Below are 23,043 nucleotides of genomic sequence, written 5' to 3' on the forward strand. Positions count from 1 at the left end.
ATTACAATAAAGTTGATGGACAAACATAGTCCGTGATGTGAAATTTCTCTGATTCTTTGATGGATTTAAAACCTCCATTGACGTCAATCAAGTTATGATATCCACGAGCTCTCAACGTAGAGTTGAAAATCATGGAACGATAACCTCCAGCACAGTGTACAAAGTATGTTTTGTTCTTATCTATCTTCAACATACTATCGTTGATGAAATCCAAGGGTGCATTTTCTGCTTCTTTCACGTGTTCGCTCAAATATTCTGAGTTCTTACGCACATCCAAAATTTCACCTTCACCTGCGGCAAAACGCTCGGCAGCTTCCTCAGCTGAGATGGATTCTATGTTGTCCACTTCTTTACCTGCCGCTTTCCATGCTTCAAATCCTCCTTTCAAGTATCCAATAGTAAAATCATAACCTACGCGAGCTAATCGAGTAATCACTTCTTCTTCACGTCCTTCATCGGTGATTAACAAGATTTCTTGTTTGATATCAGGAATCATAGCACCTACCCAAGGAGCAAATGAACCATCGATTCCAATATTGATGGAGTTTGGTACAAATCCTTTCGTAAATGTCTGAGGATCGCGCGTATCTAAAATCAAAGCTCCTGTTTCATTGGCAGCAACTTCAAAAGCTTCTGGTGACAGTGCATGCTGACCTCTCTCTAATACCTTGTCGATGCTATCATAGCCTTGAATATTCATCAATACATTCAAAGGGAAGTAGGATGGAGGAGCTACTAAACCCGTTAATACTTCTTTTTTGAATTCTTCTCGAGTCAAATTCGGATTCAAAGCATAGTTGGTTTTCTTTTGATTCCCCAAGGTATCTGTGGTTTCCTTGCTCATGTTTTTCCCACAAGCAGAACCAGCACCATGCGCTGGATATACGATGATATCATCAGCTAAAGGCATGATTTTGTTACGTAAGGAATCATACAAATGTCCAGCTAAAATATCTTCAGTTAATTCAGCTTTTACTTTTTGTGCCAAATCCGGACGACCTACATCACCAATGAATAAGGTGTCTCCCGAGAATAAACTGGTTTCTTTTCCATGCTCATCAATCAACAAGAAGCAAGTACTTTCCATGGTATGCCCAGGCGTGTGAATGACACGGATAGTAGCCTTTCCTAATGGAAATTCTTGTCCGTCCGTAGCTGAAATACAATCAAAAGCACAGGCAGCATTAGGGCCATAGACAATGGGGGCACCTGTTTTAGCAGATAAATCAATGTGTCCTGAAACGAAGTCAGCATGAAAGTGTGTCTCAAATACATATTTGATTTTAGCTCCATTGCGCTCAGCCTTTTGGATATAGGGCTCTACTTCGCGCAAAGGATCAATGATGGCAGCTTCGCCATTGTTTTCAATGTAATAGGCACCTTGTGCTAAACATCCTGTATAAATCTGTTCTACTTTCATTTTCTTAAATGGTATGTTGTTAATGTGTTGTTTTAAGGTAGTTATTGCTTATTTTAAAGGAAATGCCAATTGTTGAATTAGTATGTAAATACCCATAATGAGTACAAACCAACCAAAACCTCTTTTTAATTTATCATTATCTACATTTTTACTGAATTTATCCCCAATAAAAATTCCTGCAATGGCTAAGCCAGTAATGGTTAATAATAAAGGCCAATCGATGATTTGATGTCCTAAATCTCCCGTGAAACCTATTAATGATTTCATGGCAATGATGAGAAGGGAAGTCCCAACAGCCTGTTTCATAGGTAATTTAGAAAGAACTACTAGGGCTGGGATGATTAAGAACCCTCCGCCGGCACCCACCAATCCGGTTAATAAACCAACTACCGAACCTTCTAATAGAATGACAGGGTAATTGAATGTTTGAGCTTTAATTTCTTGATCTTCAGAACCTTCTTTTCCACAGTTTTCACAGTTGCCGCGAATCATGGAAATGGATGCGGCTACCATTAGTATGGCAAAAAGAACCATCATTAAGATTGATTTGGTAATCATTAAATCTCCTATTTGAAATATATCGGTAGGAATTAAGGGAACGATCAACTTGCGAGTGGCATAAACTGAAATGATGGAAGGAATACCGAAGATAATAGCAGTTTTTAAATTGACTAGCCCTTGTTTGTATTTTGGGAAAGCTCCAACCAAGCTACTGGCTCCTACAATGAATAGAGAATAGGCTGTGGCCAAAATAGGATTGATGCCAAATAAATAGACCAATACAGGTACTGTCAAAATGGATCCACCACCACCTATGAGTCCTAAGGAGATTCCAATCAGTAAAGAGGCAAAGTATCCAATAATTTCCATGTTGTGCTTTTCTTTTTTGTTGATGCAAATGTCCAGCAATATTTTGGCCTAATTCGTGATTTTTATCACAAGGGAAAAAAATAGTTATTAGGTATTAGTTGTTAGTTATTAGGGTTTATTCTTCCATTTTAACTTTCCAAATGATAGCTCTTTTGAACATTTTATCTATAATCTATAATTCATAATTTACAATGAAGTTGACTTGGCTCATATTCACTTTGTTGATGATGAATTTGTCTGCTTGAATTTCATTATCCAATAGTTTTTTATATACATAGAGCATAGAAAATTTCAAGTTTTGCCATTTCCCTTTTGGCTCAAAGCTTACATCAAAATTACTTTGTGAATAAGATGGCATAGCATATTTATTCAAAGTAAAATTAGTTGCATCGGGTAAAAGAAAATAACCATGTGCAATTTGGGTTTTTAATGGGACTTTATTCCATTGATAAGAGATTTTGGCTACATAAGCTTGTACATCCCCCAAACCTTCATTTCTTTCTCTGGGCATAAAGGTATAAAATGGATCTTTTCCCCATTCGCGAGGCATTAAATAACGTCCCTCACCCGTGATACGATTAAAGTTGAGGGAAGTTTTCCACTGTTTGTTTTCCCAACCAAATTTAGCCCCGAATGATCTCGATATGTCTCCAGAATGAATGTATGATTTATGGGATTCGAGATTTTCATTTTGCGTTAGTGCATGTTGCTCTAAGTATTGTAGACCTGCAACCCATTGGCTGTGTTTACTTGCGGCCCAAAGTGCATCAGCTTGTACCATGCTTGTGTGCATGATTTGATCGACATACATGTTCCAGATTTGAAGACTGATAGGTTTTATTTGTTTTAAGGTAATTCCTAACAAGCCAATACCATTTGACCGAACATTCCCAAAATAGTTGGATTTAGAACCATCCGGATTATAACCTTGTGGGTAAATACCAATGGATTCTCCAATTCCATACCACTGAGTAGTACTTCTTGGAGAAATGGAATTTATGAACCCAGCCTCAATTTTGGTGGATGAAATTTCATTCCAATCGATCCAAATTCCAGAAACCGCAGTAGGTCTTAATCTACCATCCTGTGGATTAATAAAGGGGGTATTGATGACTTGTCGACCGGCCTTAACATTGGATTTTATATATTGATAATTAACATATAACTTTTCCAGTCGCCCCAAAACACTACTAGCTTGAGGGTTCATTAGGTCAAAAAGTCCCATTTCATACCGATTGAGAATAGGAAATTTTGGGTCGGGAGCAAAAGAAGTGGAATGAATATTATACATCCATTGGCCACTTATCCCAAGACGAATATGTTTCCAAGGAATGGTTTCATAAGTAATACCTAAGTTTATACCATGTGCGTATGCATCGTAGGATTCACCTGCATTATCGGTATTCATGTAAAAATAGCGAAGGTTGGGACGTATTTTCCCATTAGTTACAGCATTCCAAACAGATAGGGAATCTGTTGCATGAGACGACCATGCATTTGCTTGAACAGTAGATAAAAGGAATACGGAACAGAATAGAATCAGGTATTGAATGGTTTTTGCAGGCATTTTGAGTTATTTAAAACACAAATTTCCTGCATATCTGTTGCGTTGGGCGTGATATGCATCACATGGGGGGTAAGAATTAAGAATGTAGAATTAGGAATGAAGAATTGGTTCAAAACGATTAAGCATTTTATTTCCAATTCTACATTCTACATTTTTCATTCTACATTTTCAAATGTAGAATCTCCACTTCGTTTTTATGCAATTTAACATGGCCTTTTTCCGCTAGTTTTTTCATGAGGCGGGAAATGACTTCACGGGAGGAGTTTAGCTCTAAAGCAATATCCGTGAAAGATGTTTTGATGAAATTACTTTTAAGACTCTTCTGGTGCTGTTTTAGATACCATAGCAGGCGCTCATCCAGGTTTCGGAAGGCAATGTGATCTAGTGTGTCTAACAGTTCCTCAAAACGGGAACGATAGGTTTCTAAGACAAATTGGTACCAGGAGCGATATTTGAGAGCCCATTCATCCATTAATTCAACAGGAATGGCCAAAACCTCTGTGTCCACTAAGGCTTTGGCCATAATTTGACTCGAAAGTTGACGGGCTGCGCAAGTCATGGATATGGCACAAGCTTCTCCAGGGTGGAGGTTGTACATAAAGACTTCGTTACCTTCATCATCCTCTCGAAATACTTTGATAACACCATCCAATACCAACACTGCCGAACGGATTTGTTGACCCGTTTGCATTAAATATTCCTCTGCTTTAAACTTGCGAACCAATCCTACCTGCTGTACTTTTTTGAGTAATTCAGGCTCAAATTGTTGGAATAATCTCTGGGTATTGCTAGCTGTTGCCATATTGTTAAGAAAGCGAGATGATAGCTTGTTGACGGTTACTTTCATAGGCCGCATCGATGATGCTCATACTACGAATTCCATCTTCAACAGATACGGCTGGTTTTTCGTTCCCTAATAGAGTTTGATATACATTTTCAAAAAAGGCCATGTAATTACCCGTTTCCGATGGAATAGCACGTGGACTCTCTTCTCCGTCTACCCAAATTTGACCGTAATCTTTTTCTGAATCTTGTCCCCAGTTAGAAGTATTGGGTAATATGGCAAGCTGTAAATCAGCTTCTTGTCGGTCTGAGCGTGTTTTTAGGAAACTGCCTTGTTTTCCATGTAATTGAAAAGAAGGGACTGGTAATTTGACAAAATATCCTGCCTTCAAACGCACGCGTAAATCAGGGTAATAGAGTAATATTTCAAAGTAGTCGTCTACTTGTGTATTTTTTCTGGTTTTGCGCAAATCCGCAAATACACGCTCAGGCATCCCAAATAAGGAAATGGCTTGGTCAATGATGTGTGGACCTAAGTCGGTAACGACTCCGACACCCACACCAGCTATTTCTTTATGGGCTTTGTAGGAAAGATTTCCATCAAATCGATCATAATGGAATTCAGCTTCCACCAAATCTCCCAAAATACCTGATTCTTTCACTTTTTTAACCGTTAAAAAATCGGAATCCCAGCGACGGTTTTGAAAAACAAACAGATGTTTGCCTGCTTTTTCCATGGCTGCTTTTAGCTGAATAGCTTCCTCAGCAGTTCGGGTGAAACACTTCTCAACTAATACATGTTTCCCAGCTTCTAAGCACTTTAAGGTAAAATCAAAATGGGTAGCAATCGGGGTATTAACTACCACCAATTGAATCTGATCGTTGGCTAAAACTTCTTCTAGCGAATCAAAGCTAGCCACTTCTGGGTACCTAGATTGGATGTTTTTTTGAGATCTTTCCCAACAGCCCACTAAATTAAATCCAGGATGAGTTGCTAGGAAAGGGGCATGAAAAACACGGCCCGACATTCCGTAGGAAAGTATGGCCGTGTGAAATATGTTCGATTGCATGTGATAGGTTTACGTTAGATTAGGTAAAAATAAGCAATTTATTTTTTACCTGAATCTTGATCTAAAAATTCATATCGGGCATCTTTTTCTCCGCGAATAACTTTAGATTCTACGTCTAACAACATCAATTCTGGTTTAGCTTCGATTTTGGCTGCTGGCCAATTCGCTAAATTACCTCCATTGGGGTTCCAGTTTTTAATGAAATTAGCGAAGTATTCTTGCATGACTTGAGATACTTTATAATCTTCTGGAGTCCAAGCGTAAGTAACATTAGTGGATAAATTGCCTAAAGCATATTCAATTTCAGCGGAGTGAACTGCGCCTTTGGGTTTAGGAGCTTTGGGTGCATTCGGGTCTCTTTTAACTACACCACCAGCAAGAGCGGCTTCTACGTCTTTTTGAGCCATATCAGGTCTAGGACGTGCGAAATAATAGCGATAAACAGGTTGTTGGCTGTGTCTGCGATGTAGATCAAACCATTTCCAAGTAGAGAAACCTAAGAAACGATCTCCTGCTAAATCAGTGGCTGATTGCTCTGCTTCTTCCGCTGAATTGGCAGGGTATAATTGTAAAATTTGATCAGCCTTATCTTTGTACAATTCTTTAACTACTTCTTTGAAAACTTCTGGAGTGGCTGCTTTTCCTTTAGTAATAGCACGGTAATTCATTTCTTCTGAATTCCAACCAAGCAATAAAGGAACTTGTGATTGTTCTCCAGCTTCAAAGATTTCACGTACAGTTTTTGGCATGAAATACCCATCAATATTACCAGGAAAGCTCAATGTCTTAGAATCAACCATTTTTTGATAGATTTCATAAGTCGACATAGCTCTCAATTCTTTCAATGAAGTAGCTCCAATTTTTTTTGTCCAATCAGCTCCAAATTTCTCCGAATCTTTTAAGCTCATCGGTGCTAAGGTATTGCTTAACCAACCACCACTTTCGCCAATAGCACCCTGGAATAGACCTTTTGCTAACGGTGAAGCCATTTGTGCAGAAACAGCAATAGATCCAGCTGATTCCCCAGCTATAGTCACGTGATTAGGATCACCGCCAAATTGAGCAATGTTCGCTTTCACCCATTTTAGAGCGGCAACCATGTCCATATATCCATAGTTTCCTGAAGCTTTATTGGGCGACTCTTGGGTTAATTCGGGATGAGAAAAGAAACCAAACAGGTTCAAACGGTAGTTAATCGTTACTGATACTACTCCTTTTTTTGCCATGGATTCTCCATCGTAACGAGGCTCCGAGCCATCTCCAGCCATAAATCCACCACCATAGAAATAAACCAATACAGGTAATTTAGCTCCTGATTCTACTTTAGGAGTCCAAACGTTTAGGTATAAGCAATCTTCGCTCATGCCATTGCTGCGGAAGCCCATATCTCCAAAAATGGGAGTTTGTACAGCTTTTGGACCAAATTGCTTAGCTTGCAATACGCCATTCCATGATTTAGGTTCTTGGGGAGCTTTCCAGCGTAATTCTCCAACGGGAGCTTGTGCAAATGGAATGCCTTTGAAACTAACGATTTTAGATCGAGTATCAAGTTCACCTTCTACAGTTCCGTTTTTGGTTTTAACTTGTACATCGATTCCATAGGAGTTTTTGGGTCCTTGTGCATGCATGGTCAACAGGGATAGGCTAAATAGGCAGCCTGTGGCTAGTTGTAAGATTCTTTTCATGTGTGTTAAAAGCTTTATTGTATCAGTTTGTTACAATAGTAGTTCTCGATTACTAGAATTGCAAATTTGACTATAAATTTTATTATTTGACGATAAAATAGAATAAAAATGGTAAAGATCCTGCAAGAAGATTGGGTGCAAAGTCACCGGAAAGAAAGAGCGTTGGATGGCCATAAGCGAAGTTTTGGTCATGTCTGGGTAATTGCTGGGAGTGAAGGTACCTTAGGAGCTTCTATTCTAAGTTCACGAGCAGCCTTACGAGCGGGTTGTGGTTTAGTAACAGCTATAATTCCCAAGGATGGAGTGACCGCTTTGTTGGCGAATAGCCCAGAAATCATGTATGCAATCAATGAGGGGAAATCAGTATTGGAGAATTTACCTTTGTATGAAGAAAATACAGCGATTGTTTTTGGACCTGGTGTGGGCTTGAGCGAGCAAGCATCGGAAGAGCTTCATTATTTATTAGAACATGTTAAAGTACCTATCGTGATTGATGCAGACGGTCTAACATTATTGGCCCAACATCCTGAATGGTATGCTTTATTGAGTCATAATCATATCTTAACACCTCATTTGGGAGAATTAAGTAGACTCGTTGGAAAAACAGTAGATGCGGAATCTGCTTTGGTGGAAGCGCAAAAGTTTGTTCAACATTATCCTGTTCAGTTGGTGGTTAAGGGTAGAAATTCCCAGATTTTCACTTCGGACAGAAAACAATGGATGAATAGTACGGGAAATGACGGTATGGCTACCGCTGGGAGTGGAGATGTATTGTCAGGCATCATTGCTTCTCTAGCTGCGCAATCTTATTCCCCCGATTTGGCGACGTGCTTAGGCGTCTATTATCATGGCCTAGCCGGGGATATGTATGCTAGTACATATTCTAAATCCAGTTTAGTTGCTGGGGATTTGATTGAGATGCTGAAGCAAATTAAAATATAATGGTAAATGGTGAATGGTAAATGGTGGATTCAAAAGTGTTACCATGGGTTGATTTTTGCCAATTTTAAATTAAAAAAATAGGTGGACAAAACTTTCTTTTTATACACCTATTCAATTCAATGATTGTTTTTTTTATGGTGAAATGAAATAGTATAATTTACCATTTATCATTCACCATTTATAATTTAAAAATCTGGCATTTTTCATGCCAGATTTTATTTCTATCCTACCAAAATAGTTTTTGCGTAAGCAACACATTTTTTAACTTCTGAAACTGGATCAGAGCCTGCAGGAATATCATATTCTAATTCGATGGTGGCGGGGAATTTGTATTTTTTCTCCTTCATCAAGGTAAGAATTTCTTTCAAAGGAGTATTTCCTTGGCCCCAAACTTGGTTTTGACCTCCATTCTCTTTGTTCTTTCTGTCCTTAATGTGCATCGAAGTAATACGGTCTGCTTTAGATTCGATTAATTTCAAAAGACTAGCCGTGGTATTATTTCCACCAGCAGCAATGTAGTGACCACAATCCAAGTTCATGGAGTTGTAAGGCGACTGTGCTAAAGCAACATCCCAAGCTGAATCAGTAGCTGTCAAGTGTAAGTGATAACCAATGTACATTTTGTGCTTAGCTCCTAAATCACCCAAACGTTGCGATTGAGCTGGATCTGTTGGTAATTCAATGGTTACAGACTTAGCGCCTAAGGCTTTACCTGCTTTTAACGCGTATTCAACTTCGGCATCTGTGTTGTTTGCTCCTAAAGCATTTGGTTTGAACGCATAAATGCTAATGCCTGCTTTATCAAACATTTGTTTCACTTCTTTGAACTTGTCCATAGAAACTGATGCTCTCCATTCAGCCACTTCTTTTTGATAAGCGGCCATTTTGGCTCTTTGCTCATCTGTCATTTGTGGACGTGGTTGGCCAGGAGCTGGAGGTCCCATCATCGGTCTTGGATTTGGGTTTTTAGGCTTACCTGCAAAATCTTCAGCAGCATCTCCCATTAATTCAATGGCAGAAATGTTACTATCGATGCAATATTGTAATACTTGCTCTATGCTACCGGGTAAACTACGGTATGAATAAGTAATAGCTCCGATTTGTACACCAGCAAATTTTGAATCTGGTTTAGCGGCTAAGAGTAAGGAAGAAGCATTGGCTTTTCCTGCCAAAAATAGGCCCATCGTGGCCAAGGATCCCGAAAGTAAAAATTGACGACGAGATGAGTTTTTTGGTAAATGAGTTGACATAGATATACGATTTAAATGAAATCTTTAGATGCAATATGTTTGCTATTGTACAATGTTAGAAAAAGTTTTCAATATTCTTATACGGCATTCCCTATTTTGCGACGAGTAGCGGATTACGTAGGTTAAAGTTTCACATTACCGCTGACTTTAATTGTATTTAATCGATCAAAGGAGTTCTTGACTTCCATCTTAAATTGGCCATTTTCTACTTGACAAGTCCAAACCCAATGATGAGGACTTTCAAAGAAGCGCAAGGTGATTTCCATCGTATTTTGATTTATCCAGCGGTAACTTGACGCCACTTTAAAAGGTGCTTGTCCTTCTAAATTGGCTTTAGCAGCTCTTAATAAATAAGGTCCAGGCATCTCCGTACTTGTCATTTCCCAAGCTCCATGTCCTACTGGAATCAAGTGCTTTTGTTGCTTGTTGTCAGTTAATTGTAAGTTTAATTTTTCACCCACAAACTGAAATCCAATTTGTTCGACATTCAGGGCATTTTTATCTAATTGAACCAAGGGATTTGACCAATTGGTAACTGCCACTGAATTTTCTTGAGGAGGAGCTACTAATTGTAATTGACGTAATTTGTTGGATAAATGTTTTTGAGCTGTCGGATTTGGCGCTAATGGATTCTTCTCAAAAGCAGGAAGTAAATGTTTCCAAACCATGTTTAAGTCATCTTGTAGCTCATGTGATTCTGAAGTTATAATAACTACGGCATCTTGCTCAGGCATCATAACGATGTATTGTCCATAAGCTCCATCGGCTCTAAAGGCACCATTTCTACAGCGCCAAAATTGATATCCATAACCCTGTAGCCAATCGGAATTCGCTTTCTTTTCTTCACTAGCGCTAGGGTCTTGATCAATATGTTTGGAAGTAGCTTCCTCTACCCAAGAAGCAGGTAAAATTTGTTTACCCTTCCATTTTCCATGTTGAAGGTATAGCTGTCCCAATTTAGCCATATCTTCTGTTTTTACTCTTATTCCCCAACCTCCAGTGTTTATTCCTTTTGGATCAACCTCCCAGTCTACCCCTTGAATATCAAGTGGTTTAAATAGACGAGGAGCTAGGTAATCCACAACTTTCTGTCCGGTTACTTTTTGAATGATGGCCGATAGCATGTAAGTGGCTAAGGTATTGTATAAGAATTTTGTCCCCGGTTTATAAGCTATACTAGCAGAAAGAAAACCTTTGACCCAGTCGGTCTGTGTAGCTACCACTCCACGTAGAGGTTCTACTTCATGTCCTACTGACATAGTTAACAAGTTCTGAATGGTCAAATCTGCGATGTAAGGTTTATTGGCTAAATCTTGGTATTCAGGAAAAAACTTGATCACCTTATCATTCACTTGAATTTTTTTCTCGGCAACAGCAAAACCAATAGCTGTAGAAGTCCAGCTTTTAGACACCGAATACATACTGTGTTTTAAATTGGCTGCGTAGGGTTTCCACCATCCTTCTGCAATGACTTTTCCATGACGTATAATCATAACAGAATGCAGCTCATGTTTTTTGGCATCAAATGAATCGATGAATTGTTCGATGGCCGTTGAAGAAACACCTTCTGCTTCGGGTGTGCTTCTAACTAAACCTTGGGCTAGGTTTTTACTTGTACTTAGACACAATATCCAAGCTAGGCAAAAGAGGAAAGATATTTTTTTCATATTCTACGGTGGGAATGCACGTTTTTTACAATTCAATTGTCTAAAGATTTCTAAAAATAATGAAATTATCAGTAATTTAGATTTTTATGTCTGGAGGTGAAGTGGAGAGAAGGGGAAGCAGGCAAATCAACCTATGAATAGAACTATGTCACAGAATGAAATAAGCGAAGGCTTTGATGGAAAGAAATTGCGTAAAGTAATTGCCGCCTCTTCCGTGGGTACCTTGATTGAATGGTATGATTTCTATATTTTCGGAAGTTTGTCGGTCATTATTGCTACAAAATTTTTCCCATCTGATAATCCTACAGCAGCCTTTTTATCTACTTTAGCCACATTTGCCGCAGGTTTTGTTGTTCGTCCATTTGGAGCCCTATTCTTCGGCCGTTTAGGAGATTTATTAGGAAGAAAATATACCTTCTTAGTGACTCTTTTAATTATGGGCTTTTCCACTTTTGCCATTGGTTTAATTCCCTCATATTCCAGTATTGGTTTTTTAGCACCGATTTTGGTTTTAACTCTGCGTTTATTGCAAGGATTGGCTCTGGGAGGGGAATACGGAGGAGCTGCCACTTATGTAGCAGAACATGCAGAACCCAATAAAAGAGGATTGAGAACGGCATGGATTCAAACCACTGCTTCTTTGGGCTTATTTATTTCCTTGTTAGTGATATTGGCTACCAAGAAATCAATGAGTTTAGAGGCTTTTAATGATTGGGGCTGGCGAATTCCTTTTCTAATTTCTATTGTGATGGTGGGGATTTCTTATTTCATCCGTAAAAACATGGATGAATCCCCTTTGTTTGCTCAAGCGAAACATGAGGGCAAGATTGTAGCAAATCCTTTGAAAGAATCTTTTGGAAAGAAATTGAATTTTAAGTTTGTGCTTTTAGCGCTTTTTGGTGCCACCATGGGGCAGGGGGTAGTTTGGTATACGGGTCAATTTTATGCGCTGTCTTTTTTGCAAAAAGTAGCCAATATTGAATTTGAACAAAGTAATTACATCATTGCAATCTCCTTAGCAGCGGGTACTGGATTTTTTATATTTTTCGGTTGGTTATCCGATAAGATTGGTCGAAAAGGTATCATGTTAGCTGGTATGTTGATCGCAATTTGTACTTACCGCCCCATTTATCAGGCTATGTATGAATTAGCCGATGTAAGTTTGAAGACAGAGAAACCTAATTCTCGTCAGGAAAGAACTGACTATCACTTGATTGATGGTACGGTGAATTTATCTAAGGTGACAAGAACTATTTACAGCTATACCGATGGGACTCAGTTATTGGAAGAGAGAACGGAGAAAGTTTCTCATTTACCATCTGTTCAAAGAGAGAAAATTGTATTCAAAAAAACAGTTCACGTAGGTCAGCATGCATTTTGGATGTTGATTTTGCTTGTTTTTGTTCAGGTATTGTATGTTACTATGGTGTATGGACCTATAGCCGCTTTCTTGGTTGAAATGTTTCCAACTGCGATTCGGTATACATCCATGTCGCTACCTTATCATATAGGAAATGGTATTTTTGGTGGATTACTTCCTGCAGTAGCTACTTATTTAGCTGCCAAAGCGAATACAGCCAATGAAGTTGCTGCCGCTGCGGGGCAAAGCCTGCCTTATGCGAAGCCTTATTTAGAGGGTTTATGGTATCCTATCATCATAGGTGGGGTCTGTTTTGTGATTGGATTATTATACATTAACGGTAAAGATCGCGAGATCAACGATTAAGATGAATAACATTAGACGCATAGCTGGCGCCATTTGGATACTTTTGGGCATCGCAGCTGCTTATTTTTTGATTGTCGAACAAGCTATTCCATTGTTTGCAAAAGGAGACATGGAGAGTTTAGTTCCTGCGATTATTTACACCTTTATTTTATCGCCCATTATTACAGGCGGTATGTGTGTATTTGGACTTTATGCCTTACAAAATGAGTATGAATTATAGATTAAAAACAAAATCCGCATGAAACTACAAGTAGAAAATTTTGAAGAATACCAAAAAGCGTACCAATATAGTGTCGAAAATCCTGAGGGTTTTTGGGGTGAAATAGCCGAAAATTTTGTTTGGAAGAAAAAATGGAATAAAGTACTGGATTGGAATTTCAAAGAGCCTAAAATAGAGTGGTATCAGGGTGCAACCTTGAACATTACAGAAAACTGTCTAGATCGTCATTTGGCGGATAAAGCTGATCAGCCAGCCATTGTTTGGGAATCTAATGACCCTAATGAGGCGAATAGAACCTATACTTATCGAGAATTACATCAAGAAGTTTGCACATTCGCCAATGTTCTAAAACAAAATGGCGCAAAGAAAGGAGATAGGATTTGCTTATATATGCCTATGGTGCCTGAATTGGCTATTGCCGTTTTGGCATGTGCGCGTATTGGTGCTATACATTCAGTGGTATTTGGTGGATTTTCAGCACAGTCAATTGCCGATCGTATTCAAGATGCACAGTGTTCCATGGTGGTGACAGCAGATGGCTCACACCGAGGAAATAAAGAGATATTCTTGAAGCATATTATGGATGAGGCGATTATCTCTTGTCCCTGTGTGAAAACCGTCATCGTATTGGAGCGATCTAAATCGGCAGTGAGTATGATCAAAGGCCGCGACCTGTTTTGGCATTCAGAAATGGAGCGGATGCGTAGTTTAGGTTTGACGGATTGTCCAGCAGAAGAAATGGATGCGGAAGATCCATTGTTTATTTTATATACTTCAGGTTCAACTGGAAAGCCTAAGGGCGTTGTCCATACTTGTGGAGGATACATGGTATTTACGGCTTATACTTTCCAAAATATATTTCAATATCAATCTGGGGAAATGTATTTCTGTACCGCCGATATAGGTTGGATTACAGGTCATTCCTACATTGTGTATGGTCCATTGATTCAAGGAGCCACAAGTTTGATTTTTGAAGGTATACCAACCTTTCCAGATGCTGGTCGTTTTTGGGATATTGTTGATAAACACGATGTCAATATTTTATATACTGCACCTACAGCGATAAGGTCCTTGATGCAGTTTGGCTTGGATTACGTTAAAGACAAGGATTTAAGCAGTTTACGGGTGTTAGGATCCGTGGGAGAACCTATTAATGAGGAGGCGTGGAATTGGTATAATGAGCACATTGGTAAAGGTAAATGTCCTATTGTAGATACTTGGTGGCAAACAGAAACGGGAGGGATTTTAATTTCTCCATTAGCTAATATCACTCCAACCAAACCATGTTATGCAACGCTTCCTTTGCCGGGAGTTCAGCCTATTTTGGTGGATGAAAAGGGAGAGGAAATAACAGGCAATGGGGTTTCTGGGAACCTTTGTATTAAGTTCCCTTGGCCAGGAATTTTACGAACTACGTATGGAGATCATGAGCGTTGTCGGACTAACTATTTTGCTACCTATGAAGACCTTTATTTCACAGGAGATGGATGCATGCGAGATGAGGATGGGTATTACCGAATTACTGGTCGAGTAGACGATGTCATGAATATTTCGGGGCATCGTATTGGAACTGCAGAAGTGGAAAATGCCATCAATATGTTTACGGATGTCATAGAATCAGCTGTAGTAGGATATCCTCACGATATCAAAGGACAAGGTATTTATGCATATGTCATCATGGCATCGACACCCAAAGATCCTGTGTTGGCACGTAAAGATATTGCTGCCACAGTTAGTCAGATCATTGGTGCTATAGCCAGACCAGATAAAATTCAATTTGTAACAGGTTTACCTAAGACTCGATCGGGTAAAATCATGCGTAGAATTTTACGAAAAATAGCTGAGGGCGACATCAATAATTTGGGAGATACATCTACTTTGTTGGATCCTTCAGTTGTGGATAAAATCAAGGAAGAAAGATTGTAGTATGGTAAAAATTTTGGCCGATATCCAGCACTTGAGTGCTTCTTATGGAAGCGCTCAAGTATTGGAAGACATTAGCTTTCAGGTCCTTGAAGGGCAAAATTGGGCTATTGTTGGTTCAATGGGCTCTGGTAAAACGACTTTAGCTAAAGCCTTAACAGGACGCTTGTTTCGAAAAGGTACAGTTAGCTTTTTCCAAGAAGGGGTCTCCACCTCAAAAGTGTATTGGATTGAGCAACAGCACCGCTTTAAGAACCGAAGCAATGTATCCGATTTTTATCTTCAACAACGCTTTAATTCACAGGATTCGGCAGACGCTTACACGATATTAGAGGAGTTAGTAGATGAGGATTCTGATGCTATCAAAACATGGTTAGATGTCTTTCATTTAACCGATTTGGCCAACAAGCCATTGATTCAATTATCCAATGGTGAAAATAAGCGATTGCAATTAGTGAAAGCCTTATTGAAACATCCAGATTGGCTAATTTTAGATAATCCATTTTTGGGTTTGGATGTAGATGGTCGTGTAATTTTAAGTCAATGTTTAGCCAAATTACCTAAGTTAGGGATTCACTATATTCTCATTAGTTCTGCTGTTGAATTGCCAGATAGTATTTCTCATGTGATGGTGCTGGAGGCAGGTAAAGCTGTTTGGCAGGGAGAAAAAATGGCTTATGAGCAAAGAAAATCTCTATTTTTCAATGAAAGAGAAGATAGTTGGAAAGCGAAATTGAAGGAGTTGATAGATACCAAAGAGTCCTTTCCTGCTTTTCAATGGGCCATTCAAATGAAGGATGTACAGGTAAAATACGGAGAAAAAGTGGTTTTGTCTGGATTTAATTGGGAAGTTAAGCAAGGTGAAAAATGGTTGATTTATGGTCCAAATGGAGCTGGAAAATCTACCATGCTAAGTTTGATTTCAGCTGATAATCCTCAAGCTTATGCTCAAAATTTATTTTTATTTGATCGAAAGCGAGGGAGTGGAGAAAGTATTTGGGATATCAAAAAACGGATAGGTTATGTAAGTCCAGAAATGCATTTGTATTTCCGTGCTCCTGGAACGGTAAGGGAAGTAGTTTCATCAGGCTTATTTGACATTATGGGTTTGGGGAAGCGAATGAGCATTGATCAGAGTGGTAGGGTGGAGGCTTGGATGGATGTTATGGGCTTATCGCATTTATCGGAAAGAAATTTTCAGCAAATCTCAACAGGTGAGCAGAGGCTTGTGTTATTGACTAGGGCTTTGGTAAAGAATCCACCCTTATTGATTTTGGATGAGCCTTGTCAAGGCTTGGATGAAGATCAAATTCAACATGTTAGAGATTTGTTGGATTTTATGTCTGAGCAAGATGATTTTACTTTACTCTATGTTTCTCACTATGAAAGTGATGTCCCACGTTGTGTTACTCAAAGAAAGAGTATGAAGTAGTTAATTATCAAGTAGTTGATTAAGAATATCAGTATATTTCACAAGAAGGTGGCCAGTCTTGTTTAGATTTGTTGGCGCTTTTATCTGATTTTTCAGATTTCTACTATTCAACTTTTCAGATATTCAGATATTCAAACAGATTTGACAACTTTTTAAAAGTTGTCAAATCTAAATGGTCCCTCAAAACAATTAATTAGAAATTTTTCTAATTATTGAAATGGAGCATCTATGGACGGACTAGGTTGAGAAAACCAACGTGGTCCATCTGCTGTCATATAAACACAATCTTCTAGTCGGATTCCAAATTCTCCAGGAATAGCAATGGTCGGTTCTATGCTAAAGCACATCCCTATTTGTAAAGGATCTTTATTTCCCTTCACCATATTTCCCCATTCATGTCCATTCATACCAATTCCATGACCAGTTCGGTGAGGCAATCCAGGTAAACGATACCCTGGTCCAAAACCAGCATCTTCCAACACTTTTCGGGAAGCTCGGTCAACTTCTTCACAAGGGCGGCCTAATTGAGCAGCTGCAAAACCCGCAGCCTGAGATTTTTTTTCTAAATCCCAGATTTTTCTTTGTTTATCATTGGCTTGTCCAAAAACAATGGTTCGAGTGATGTCAGAACTGTAACCACCAACGACGCATCCTACATCTAATAGTACAACATCACCTTGTTTTAATATTTGTGCTTTACTGCTCCCATGAGGAAAAGAGGTAGCAACACCTATGTTTACCAGAGCAAAATCATGTACCGCACCCATGCTTCGGTGAACTTGTGCAATCTTAGCAGATACATCTGAAGGTGTCATTCCTTCTTTTAAACTGGCAATTCCAGCTTTGATTGCTTCTACTGTTATATCATTAGCTCGTTGCATTAATGCTATTTCAGCAGGAGACTTAATCATGCGGCATGGAATACTAATAGGATCACCACTAACCAATTGAAATGTAGGCCCCGCTTTTCTTAAGCCATCAAAAATGAAAAATCGAGTTCTTTCTTCTACGGCAATCTTTCCGCTACGAATACCCAAATCTTTTAAAAGTTGGATTGTCATGGCAAACGGATTTTCATGCTCTTCCCAGGTACGAACTTGTTGACTGATTACATTTATTTCGCTGAACCGGTCCTCCTCAAAAGCAGGACAAATAAAGCTAAGCTCTCCTTTATCAGGAATGACTGCTAAAAGAGATCGTTCACTTGGATACCATTTCACACCGGTAAAGTATTCCATACTCGTTCCTGCATCCAACACCAATGCCCGCATGTTGTTCTTTATCAATAAACTTTGAGCCTTTTCAATCCTTTGTTTTCTTTCTTGAATACTTATCGGATTAAAGGTAGAAGGTATGACCTGTTGGCTAGAATGCATCAAGATGCTTGGTGCTAAAAAAGCTAGAGAAGAAGATTGGAGGAATTGTCGTCGATGAATCATAGAATTAAATGGATGTATAATCTAATTTCCTTCTTTTTTCTCAAAAGTCATTATATTAAGTATGATTTTCATCAAAATTCAGGGCAGGTCAGATTAAAAGTGGTCAAGGTGGAAATTTTCAAAATAATGCAGTTAAAGTACTATTTGGTCATTTTTTATTTACCACTAAATACATGAAATGGTACTTTTTTAATGAAATCTAGAAATTTTTTATTTTTTTCATAAGGATAGATAAGGACGGTTAGGGTAGTGGTATATTCTAAATTTCGACAGTTATTAATCACGTTGCTTTAAAACTCAGCTTCTGAATTAATCAAAATCACACATTTTTAACCTTTAATTTTTTCTCTATGAAAAACAAATTTTACGATCTACGAATGGGAAATCGGACTGGAGGCTTGCTTCTAGCGCTGATTTTCTTTTTGTCCTCGGTAGCAATGGCACAGGCCCAGAATCTTCGAGGTAAAGTAAGTGGTTCCGACGGGGAGCCATTGATTGGAGCTGCTATCACAATAGTAGGTACCACTCGTGGAGCAACCACAGATGGTTCGGGTAACTTTGCCATCGATGTTAAAAACAATGAAACTTTACGTTTTAGTTCAGTTGGTTTTATTTCTAAAGATGTAGTTTATTCAGGTCAAAAGACGTTGAATATTTCTTTAGCTGCGGATAACAAAACTTTGAACGAAATTGTAGTGGTAGGTTATGGTAGCCAAGTGAAAAAAGAAATCACGGGTGCTGTACAAACGATTGGTTATAAGGAATTGAAAGATTTACCTGTAACCCAAATTGGCCAAAAATTACAAGGTCAATTAGCAGGTGTTCAAATTAACCAAACTACTGGTCAGCCAGGTAAGGGTATGAACATCCGTATTCGTGGTCAATTATCAGTTTCTGCTGGTTCTGATCCTTTATACGTAGTTGATGGTTTCCCTATTACTGGAACAATTGGTGCTATGAACCCAGATGAGATTGAAGATATCTCTGTATTGAAAGATGCGGCTTCTACTTCATTATACGGTTCTCGTGCAGCAAATGGTGTGGTTTTGATTACAACGAAGAAGGGTAAGGGAAGCGGAACAAATGTAAGCTTTAATGTATATACAGGTGTTCAGCAAGTTCCAATGAAGGGACGTGTAAAAATGATGGATGCGGTTCAATTTGCGCAATTCAAGAAAGAATTCTATGAAGATGCTAAGCAACCAGTTCCTGTGGAATTCCAAAATCCTTCTCAGTATGCTGGAAAAAACAATGATTGGTTTGATGCATTGATTAATAAAAATGCACCTATTACTAGTTATAACTTATCCATTACATCAAATAAAGAAAAATCAAGAACCTCTTTAGTTGCTGGAATTTTGGATCAAAAAGGTGTAGTTATCAATACAGATTATAAGCGTTACTCATTACGTTTAAATTCGGCTTATGATATTTCTGATAAAGTGACTATCGGTTTTAACGTAGCTCCACAATTGACTTATGATAATACACCAAGAACAGACGGTGATCGTGGAACAGGTATCTTGTTCAATGCGTTGCACACTTGGCCTATCATGCCTATTTATGAGGCAGATGGTACTACATTAACCAAATTCAACCGTTTCCCAGCAAGTACAGGTAACATTTTTGCTTATGCCAACTGGGTGCGTTCTGCACAAGAGTTGGTGAATGAGACAACAACAACGAACTTATTGACAAATGCTTTCATGGAGTATGAGCCAATCAAAGGTTTGAAATTTAAGTCTAGTATCAATGGTGAGATCTTAAGAACGAAATTTTTCTTCTTTAATCCATCTACAGCTACTAGTGCAATCAACACGCCAATTCCAACAACAGCAGTTTCTATTCGTCAGAATATTGAAAACTTGTCTTGGTTGAATGAGAATACAGTAACTTTTAATAAGACAATCAACGAAGATCACAAGTTAGAATTATTAGGGGGTTATACTAACCAGTATTTCCGTCAAGAATCTACTCAGATTCAGGCAGATACTTATTCTGATGACCGCCTTCCAACAATCCAAGGTGCAATTAACATCAACCGCGGATCAACAAACAGTGGTGTTCAAGAGTGGGCATTGACTTCATTCTTAGCTCGTGCTACTTACAACTACAAAGGTAAGTACTTATTAAATGCAGCTATTCGTCGTGACGGTTCATCTCGTTTCGGTTTGAATAACCGTTGGGGTACTTTCCCATCAGTAGGTTTAGGTTGGGTAGTTTCTGATGAAGCATTTATGCAAGATATGCCAGCTATTTCTTTCATGAAGATTAGAGGTAGTTTCGGTGAAATTGGTAACAACAACATTGGTAACTACACGCAATATGCCTTGATTAACAATACAGTTAATGGTGTATTTGGAAATAACGTTGCAGCAGGTGCATCTGTAAGTTCATTGGCTAACCCTAATTTAGGTTGGGAAAAAACGCGTCAATTAGACTTGGGATTGGATTTGAATTTGTGGAACGATCGTGTAAGTTTTACATATGATTATTATTTGAAAAATACCTCTAACTTATTATATTCTGTTCAAATTGCTCAAGAATCAGGATTCTCTAACTTCAATGATAATATTGGCGAGATTAAGTTCTGGGGACATGAATTTGGGGTAAATACTAAAAATACAACAGGTGCAGTTAAATGGACAACCAATGCCAACATCTCGTTCAACCGTAACGTAGTAGTTGCTTTAGCTCCCGGTATTGACCGTGTGTATGGTACTTTCCACATCACTAAAGTGGGTCAACCTTTCGGTCAATTCTATGGTTTGATTTCTCAAGGTATGTACAAAAACCAAGCTGATGTAGACAATAGCCCTAAAGTTCCTGGTCGTTCTTTCCCAGGTACTATCAAAATTTGGGATGCTAACGGTGATGGTGTAATTACTTACGGTGGTAACAATGACGACCGTGTAATCATGGGTAATCCTTTCCCTGATTTCATTTATGGTATTACCAACAATGTAACATACAAGAACTGGGATTTCAATGTGATTGGATCGGGTTCTTATGGAAACCAAGTAATGGTTCGTCACATTTATTCTACAGCTAACTTAGACGGTCCTTTCAACTTATTGGAAGAAGTAGCTAATCGTTGGAGATCAGAATCTAACCCTGGTTTAGGTAAATATGGTACAACTGTCGGCGGTGGTAACGTAACGGGTATTGAGCGTGACTGGATTAACTCTCGTTTCATCGCTGATGCATCTTATTTCACGATTCGTAACATCACATTGGGTTATACATTTACCAAGCCATCTAAGGTGTACAAATCACTTCGTGTGTATGCTTCATGTCAGCAAGCATTTATATTTACTAATTATTGGGGTGGACCCAATCCAGAGGTTAGTTCTCAAGGAAACGGTCAAGGTGATGGTGGAAACTTAAGTCAAGGTGTTGACTTCTCAAGTTATCCTGTTCCTCGTACTTTCACATTAGGAGCCAACTTTAACTTTTAATTAGCCAGATAATCACGTTTATTTTTAGAAACAATGAAAAATAAAATAATATTAAGCTGTTTGCTGGCTGTCGGATTGACAGGTTGCACAGATAGTTTCTTGGATATTACTCCAGAAACAAGTTTAAGTTCGGTAACGTTTTTTAAGACGCAGTCCGATTTTGAACAAGCGGTGAACGCATGTTATGTTCCTTTGAGAACAATCTACAATGACCGTTCTTGGTTATTGTCTGAACAACACTCAGACAACACCTATTATGCTCGTAATACAGCATTTGGTGCTACTGAGCAGCAAGAAGACTTGGCGGATTTCTCTATTCCAGTATCAAATGGTTTGACTACGAATACTCACGTATTGAACCAGTATCGCCAAGATTACTTGATTATTGCTCGTGCTAATCAAATCTTAGCTTTAATTGATAAAGCTGATTTTGACGCTACAGCTAAGGCAAACTTGAAAGGTCAGGCTCAATTCATGCGTGGATTCGCTTACTTTGAATTGTATCGTTACTTTAATAAAGCACCTCTACAATTAACTCCAGTTACTACTCGAGAAGCTGCTGCTGCTAAAATGGGAACAGCTGCTGATTTAGAGAAAATCATCACGGATGATTTAACTGGGGCTGCTGCTAATTTAAAGCCAAAATCAACTCAAGAGGCTGGACGTGCTACATCTGGTGCAGCTAAAACAGTTTTAGCTAACTTGTACATCATCCAAAAGAAATGGGCTGAAGCAGAGAAGTTAATGAAGGAAGTAGTTGCAGAAGGAAACTATTCATTAATTCCTGATTACAACAACGTATTCTCTACTTCGACTACAAACAAAAACAACGCGGAAAGCGTGTTTGAAGTTCAGTTCCAAGAAGGGTCAAATGGATACAATGGTACTTTTATGTACAACTTCTTGCCTCGTCCTATGACGGAGACTGAGTTGAAAACATTATCTGGTACATCAAATCCACAGCCTCAAACAGGAGAGGGTAATAATATTCCTACACCTGATGTGATTGCTGCATATGAAGCAGGAGATTTACGTAAAGATGCTTCCATTGGATACATTACTTGTGCTACTACTTTGTGGGAAGGTAAAACTTATCCAATCATCAAGAAGTTTATGAAAACGCACTCATTGAATGGTAACCATGGAATGAACTGGCCAGTATATCGTTATTCTGAGGTTTTGTTATTCTTAGCTGAAGCTTTGAATGAGCAAGGAAAAACAGCAGAAGCTGCCACTTACTTAAACATGGTTCGTAAGCGTGCTGGTTTAGATAATACGACAGCAACATCTCAAGCTGATTTTCGTACTGCTTTGATGAAAGAGCGTCGTGTGGAATTAGCATTCGAAAACAAGCGCTGGCATGACTTAGTACGTACTGATACGTACAAAGCTGTCATCACCGCACGTGGAGAAGCTATCAAGAAGGATCCATTCTCTTATTATTACCAAAGAGGATATACTCTACGTAGTAACTCATTCTCTGTTATTGAGAAATATTACCCAATGCCTGCTGATGAAGCTGCATTGAATCCAAATATTAAGTAATCATTTAGTAGTTAGAATAGCTGTCCTAGATTATCAGGACAGCTAT

General features: G+C 38.6%; 16 protein-coding genes. 7 read left to right on the forward strand and 9 right to left on the reverse strand.

From position 1 onward, the window contains the following. Nucleotide 1 precedes the first annotated feature (1 nt). From HME7025_RS05305 to HME7025_RS05330, 6 genes are all read right to left on the reverse strand, one after another. A complete protein-coding gene (locus HME7025_RS05305; protein WP_109322633.1) occupies nt 2-1,420 on the reverse strand; it encodes an MBL fold metallo-hydrolase in 1,419 nt (472 codons plus the stop codon). Nucleotides 1,421-1,468: 48 nt separating this feature from the next. After that, a complete protein-coding gene (locus HME7025_RS05310) occupies nt 1,469-2,290 on the reverse strand; it encodes a sulfite exporter TauE/SafE family protein (RefSeq protein ID WP_109322634.1) in 822 nt (273 codons plus the stop codon). 172 nt (nt 2,291-2,462) lie between these two features. Continuing rightward, nucleotides 2,463-3,857 carry an OprD family outer membrane porin gene (locus HME7025_RS05315; protein WP_109322635.1) on the reverse strand — a complete coding sequence of 465 codons (1,395 nt, stop codon included), beginning with the start codon at nt 3,855-3,857 and terminating at the stop codon, nt 2,463-2,465. Nucleotides 3,858-4,017: 160 nt separating this feature from the next. After that, the gene (locus HME7025_RS05320; RefSeq protein ID WP_109322636.1) at nt 4,018-4,659 is read right to left on the reverse strand and encodes a Crp/Fnr family transcriptional regulator; all 642 of its coding nucleotides are present in this window, start codon (nt 4,657-4,659) and stop codon (nt 4,018-4,020) included. Nucleotides 4,660-4,663: 4 nt separating this feature from the next. Beyond that, nucleotides 4,664-5,710, reverse strand: a complete 1,047-nt coding sequence (locus HME7025_RS05325; RefSeq protein WP_109322637.1) for a Gfo/Idh/MocA family oxidoreductase — start codon at nt 5,708-5,710, stop codon at nt 4,664-4,666. A 38-nt stretch (nt 5,711-5,748) separates the two neighbouring features. Further along, nucleotides 5,749-7,395, reverse strand: a complete 1,647-nt coding sequence (locus tag HME7025_RS05330; protein ID WP_109322638.1) for a carboxylesterase/lipase family protein — start codon at nt 7,393-7,395, stop codon at nt 5,749-5,751. Nucleotides 7,396-7,503: 108 nt separating this feature from the next. Here HME7025_RS05330 and HME7025_RS05335 point away from each other — a divergent pair, with 108 nt between their 5' ends. Then, nucleotides 7,504-8,337, forward strand: a complete 834-nt coding sequence (locus tag HME7025_RS05335) for an NAD(P)H-hydrate dehydratase (RefSeq protein WP_109322639.1) — start codon at nt 7,504-7,506, stop codon at nt 8,335-8,337. A 221-nt stretch (nt 8,338-8,558) separates the two neighbouring features. On the opposite strand, the gene HME7025_RS05340 is transcribed toward HME7025_RS05335, so the two are convergent. Together HME7025_RS05340 and HME7025_RS05345 are read right to left on the reverse strand one after the other, a co-directional pair. Continuing rightward, a complete protein-coding gene (locus HME7025_RS05340) occupies nt 8,559-9,587 on the reverse strand; it encodes a sugar phosphate isomerase/epimerase family protein (RefSeq protein WP_109322640.1) in 1,029 nt (342 codons plus the stop codon). Between the two features lie 122 nt (nt 9,588-9,709). Next, the gene (locus HME7025_RS05345) at nt 9,710-11,254 is read right to left on the reverse strand and encodes a serine hydrolase domain-containing protein (RefSeq protein ID WP_109322641.1); all 1,545 of its coding nucleotides are present in this window, start codon (nt 11,252-11,254) and stop codon (nt 9,710-9,712) included. 145 nt (nt 11,255-11,399) lie between these two features. Here HME7025_RS05345 and HME7025_RS05350 point away from each other — a divergent pair, with 145 nt between their 5' ends. Genes HME7025_RS05350 through HME7025_RS05365 form a run of 4 tightly spaced genes read left to right on the forward strand, consistent with a single transcriptional unit; the run spans nt 11,400 to nt 16,555 of the window. After that, nucleotides 11,400-12,980: an MFS transporter gene (locus tag HME7025_RS05350; protein WP_109322642.1), complete on the forward strand. Its 1,581-nt coding sequence runs from the start codon at nt 11,400-11,402 to the stop codon at nt 12,978-12,980. Nucleotide 12,981: 1 nt separating this feature from the next. Beyond that, nucleotides 12,982-13,200, forward strand: a complete 219-nt coding sequence (locus HME7025_RS05355) for a DUF6814 family protein (RefSeq protein WP_109322643.1) — start codon at nt 12,982-12,984, stop codon at nt 13,198-13,200. 18 nt (nt 13,201-13,218) lie between these two features. After that, entirely contained in the window at nt 13,219-15,126 is a 1,908-nt protein-coding gene (gene acs / locus HME7025_RS05360; protein WP_109322644.1) for an acetate--CoA ligase, read from the forward strand. Nucleotide 15,127: 1 nt separating this feature from the next. Next, nucleotides 15,128-16,555, forward strand: a complete 1,428-nt coding sequence (locus tag HME7025_RS05365) for an ATP-binding cassette domain-containing protein (protein WP_109322645.1) — start codon at nt 15,128-15,130, stop codon at nt 16,553-16,555. 209 nt (nt 16,556-16,764) lie between these two features. Here HME7025_RS05365 and HME7025_RS05370 read toward each other — a convergent pair whose 3' ends face one another. Beyond that, on the reverse strand, nt 16,765-17,994 hold the full coding sequence (locus tag HME7025_RS05370; RefSeq protein ID WP_109322646.1) for a M24 family metallopeptidase: 1,230 nt from the start codon (nt 17,992-17,994) through the stop codon (nt 16,765-16,767). A 350-nt stretch (nt 17,995-18,344) separates the two neighbouring features. Here HME7025_RS05370 and HME7025_RS05380 point away from each other — a divergent pair, with 350 nt between their 5' ends. Then, complete coding sequence (locus HME7025_RS05380) at nt 18,345-21,452, forward strand: SusC/RagA family TonB-linked outer membrane protein (protein WP_109322648.1); 3,108 nt, start codon at nt 18,345-18,347, stop codon at nt 21,450-21,452. Nucleotides 21,453-21,485: 33 nt separating this feature from the next. After that, nucleotides 21,486-22,997, forward strand: coding sequence for a RagB/SusD family nutrient uptake outer membrane protein (locus tag HME7025_RS05385; RefSeq protein WP_109322649.1), 1,512 nt, complete (start codon nt 21,486-21,488; stop codon nt 22,995-22,997). The last annotated feature ends 46 nt before the right edge of the window (nt 22,998-23,043 follow it).

The organism is Aquirufa nivalisilvae (assembly GCF_003143535.1).
Taxonomy (GTDB): Bacteria; Bacteroidota; Bacteroidia; order Cytophagales; family Spirosomataceae; genus Aquirufa; species Aquirufa nivalisilvae.

Bases quoted from the DNA above. Each gene is read 5' to 3' on its own strand.
- HME7025_RS05305 (WP_109322633.1), bottom strand. From the start codon at position 1,420: ATGAAAGTAGAACAGATTTATACAGGATGTTTAGCACAAGGTGCCTAT.
- HME7025_RS05310 (WP_109322634.1), bottom strand. From the start codon at position 2,290: ATGGAAATTATTGGATACTTTGCCTCTTTACTGATTGGAATCTCCTTA.
- HME7025_RS05315 (WP_109322635.1), bottom strand. From the start codon at position 3,857: ATGCCTGCAAAAACCATTCAATACCTGATTCTATTCTGTTCCGTATTC.
- HME7025_RS05320 (WP_109322636.1), bottom strand. From the start codon at position 4,659: ATGGCAACAGCTAGCAATACCCAGAGATTATTCCAACAATTTGAGCCT.
- HME7025_RS05325 (WP_109322637.1), bottom strand. From the start codon at position 5,710: ATGCAATCGAACATATTTCACACGGCCATACTTTCCTACGGAATGTCG.
- HME7025_RS05330 (WP_109322638.1), bottom strand. From the start codon at position 7,395: ATGAAAAGAATCTTACAACTAGCCACAGGCTGCCTATTTAGCCTATCC.
- HME7025_RS05335 (WP_109322639.1), top strand. From the start codon at position 7,504: ATGGTAAAGATCCTGCAAGAAGATTGGGTGCAAAGTCACCGGAAAGAA.
- HME7025_RS05340 (WP_109322640.1), bottom strand. From the start codon at position 9,587: ATGTCAACTCATTTACCAAAAAACTCATCTCGTCGTCAATTTTTACTT.
- HME7025_RS05345 (WP_109322641.1), bottom strand. From the start codon at position 11,254: ATGAAAAAAATATCTTTCCTCTTTTGCCTAGCTTGGATATTGTGTCTA.
- HME7025_RS05350 (WP_109322642.1), top strand. From the start codon at position 11,400: ATGTCACAGAATGAAATAAGCGAAGGCTTTGATGGAAAGAAATTGCGT.
- HME7025_RS05355 (WP_109322643.1), top strand. From the start codon at position 12,982: ATGAATAACATTAGACGCATAGCTGGCGCCATTTGGATACTTTTGGGC.
- acs (WP_109322644.1), top strand. From the start codon at position 13,219: ATGAAACTACAAGTAGAAAATTTTGAAGAATACCAAAAAGCGTACCAA.
- HME7025_RS05365 (WP_109322645.1), top strand. From the start codon at position 15,128: ATGGTAAAAATTTTGGCCGATATCCAGCACTTGAGTGCTTCTTATGGA.
- HME7025_RS05370 (WP_109322646.1), bottom strand. From the start codon at position 17,994: ATGATTCATCGACGACAATTCCTCCAATCTTCTTCTCTAGCTTTTTTA.
- HME7025_RS05380 (WP_109322648.1), top strand. From the start codon at position 18,345: ATGAAAAACAAATTTTACGATCTACGAATGGGAAATCGGACTGGAGGC.
- HME7025_RS05385 (WP_109322649.1), top strand. From the start codon at position 21,486: ATGAAAAATAAAATAATATTAAGCTGTTTGCTGGCTGTCGGATTGACA.